At 72.2% G+C, this 2,196-nt stretch carries 2 protein-coding genes; one reads left to right on the top strand and one right to left on the bottom strand.

Going from position 1 to position 2,196, the window contains the following annotated elements:
- Nucleotides 1-117: 117 nt before the first annotated feature.
- Nucleotides 118-384: a hypothetical protein gene (locus tag ACZ7GX_RS32155; RefSeq protein WP_498782148.1), complete on the bottom strand. Its 267-nt coding sequence runs from the start codon at nucleotides 382-384 to the stop codon at nucleotides 118-120.
- Between the two features lie 395 nt (nucleotides 385-779).
- Between ACZ7GX_RS32155 and ACZ7GX_RS32150 the strand changes: the two genes are divergently transcribed.
- Nucleotides 780-2,087: a tannase/feruloyl esterase family alpha/beta hydrolase gene (locus ACZ7GX_RS32150; RefSeq protein ID WP_498782146.1), complete on the top strand. Its 1,308-nt coding sequence runs from the start codon at nucleotides 780-782 to the stop codon at nucleotides 2,085-2,087.
- The last annotated feature ends 109 nt before the right edge of the window (nucleotides 2,088-2,196 follow it).

The raw sequence follows: 2,196 nt of genomic DNA, 5'->3' as shown, positions 1-2,196 counted from the left end.
ACCCCTCCTTTCTCTGTGTGGGGGGAGGGGCTCTGGGAGCGCTTCTCAGACTTTCCCCGCCCCCCCCGCCCTTCCCCCTCCCCGGCCCCGCCCCCCCCCCCCCCCCCCCCACGGCGTTCAGCGAACGGGTGCGGAGACCTTCCCGTCCTCGACCGGCGCCGCCTGTCGGGGCAGCTTGGAGCGTCTCGGCATCCGCTGCGCCACCGCCTGCTCGGTGAGGGCGCGGATCTCCGCCAGGATGTCCAGGTGCTGCTGGGACGGTGGCGGACCGACGAGGTTCGAGTGGTCGAACGCGGTGCGTTCGGCACGGTGGGCCAGGTTCTGGATGCGCCGGATCAGGTCCCACTCCTGGTCAGTGCGCGTAGAGCGCCGTTGCTCAGTCACCCCGGAAGCAGACACCTCACGCCGGGTGAACGTAAATCACCTGGCAGTGCGAACTTCGCTGGGTCAACTCAGCTACCCCCGCCAGGGCGCTCGAAACGCACCGATCGTGGTACTCAAGGTTCCACCGCCGGGCGATCGGCCACACCGTGCACGCGGGGACGTCCAGGACACGGCCGTTAGGACGGTCACGGCGATCGGTGACAGCCCGGTTATGCACCGATCGACGTCACCTGTGGCAGTGAAAATCCCGATTACCGCCCTTGGTGACGCGGCGTCGTGCAATCCCCCGGTGTGAGGGTCACTCGCAGGTGTGCCGCCGATGGCTCCGCACACCACATCCGCCCCGCCGGCCATGGCGTCCGGACCCATTTCGCGGCCCGGCGGGCCGACTTACCGTGCCTCGGGTGAACATCGTCGTTCCACTGATCGCAGCGCTCCTCGCGACGACGGCGCAGGCCGTTCCCGCGTCCGCCGAAGGGTGCGGGCCACTGCGCGTTCCCGGTGCCGAGCACCAGGAACTGACCCACCTCGCCGACCTGTCCACCGCCGGCGGCCGCACCGACCCCGCCGACTGGGCCGGCCTGACCCCGGCGGGCCTGCCCGCGCCGACGCCCGTGCCGGGCACCCAGGTGGACGGCTACTTCCCCGACTCCTCGACCGGCAACACCAACCACGGCTGGGCGCACGACTCGCAGTTCGTGATCCGGCTGCCGGCGCGCTGGAACGGCGGCCTCGTCGTGGCGGGCTCGCCCGGCGTGCGCGAGCAGTACGCCAACGACCGCGCGATCAGCGACTTCGTGCTGGCCCGCGGGTACGCGTTCGCGTCGACCGACAAGGGCAACACCGGCGTGGCCTTCCACCGGGACGGCAGGCGGCCGGGTGACGCGATCGCCGAGTGGAACCACCGGGTCACGCAGCTGACCCGGGCGGCGAAGGCCGTGGTGGCGCAGCGGTACTGCCGACCGCCGTCGCGCACCCTGGCCACCGGCATCTCCAACGGCGGCTACCTGGTGCGGTGGCAGCTGGAGAACCGCCCCGAGCTGTACGACGGCGGCGTGGACTGGGAGGGCACGCTGTGGACCGCCGAGGGCCCGAACCTGCTGACGTTCCTGCCGCCCGCGCTGAAGGGCTACGCCACCGGTGACAAGGCGGCGGTGGTGGCCGCCGGGTTCCCGGCCGAGTCGGAGTTCCTGTGGCCGTTCCACCACCAGTACTACTGGGACCTGACCCAGCGCATCTACCGCGAGGAGCTGGACCCGGGCTGGGACGGTGACGCGGAGGCGGGCACGCCGTTCTGCGCGCCCGGCACGCCGCTGTGCGACGCGGACTACGACTACGCCGCACGGCCGCAGGCGCAGCGCGCCGTCGAGCGGATCGCGCTGACCGGCCGGATCGGCAAGCCGCTGCTCACCCTGCACGGCACGTTGGACGTGCTGCTGCCGATCTCCCGCGACTCGGACGTCTACGCGGACATGGTGCGCAAGGCGGGCCGCAGCGCGCTGTTCCGCTACTACCGGATCGAGGGCGGCACGCACGTGGACTCGCTGTTCGACGCGTTCCCCGACCGGCTGCGGCCGCTGACGCCGTGCCACCGGTCGGCGTTCACCGCGCTGGAGGGCTGGCTGACGGGCACGCGCCCACCCGCGTCGACCACCGTGCCGCGCCCAGCATCCGTGACCGCCACGGAGTGCTCGCTGGCGTAACCGAAACCGTCCCGGGGGGGGGGGGGGGGGGGGGGGGGGGGGGGGGGGGGGGGGGGGGGGGGGGGGGGGGGTGTTTGTTTTTTTGGGTCTCTTTGCTGGTTGATGTCGT

The organism is Actinosynnema sp. NPDC037264, assembly GCF_055603705.1.
This window is presented reverse-complemented; position numbering and strand designations above follow the sequence as displayed.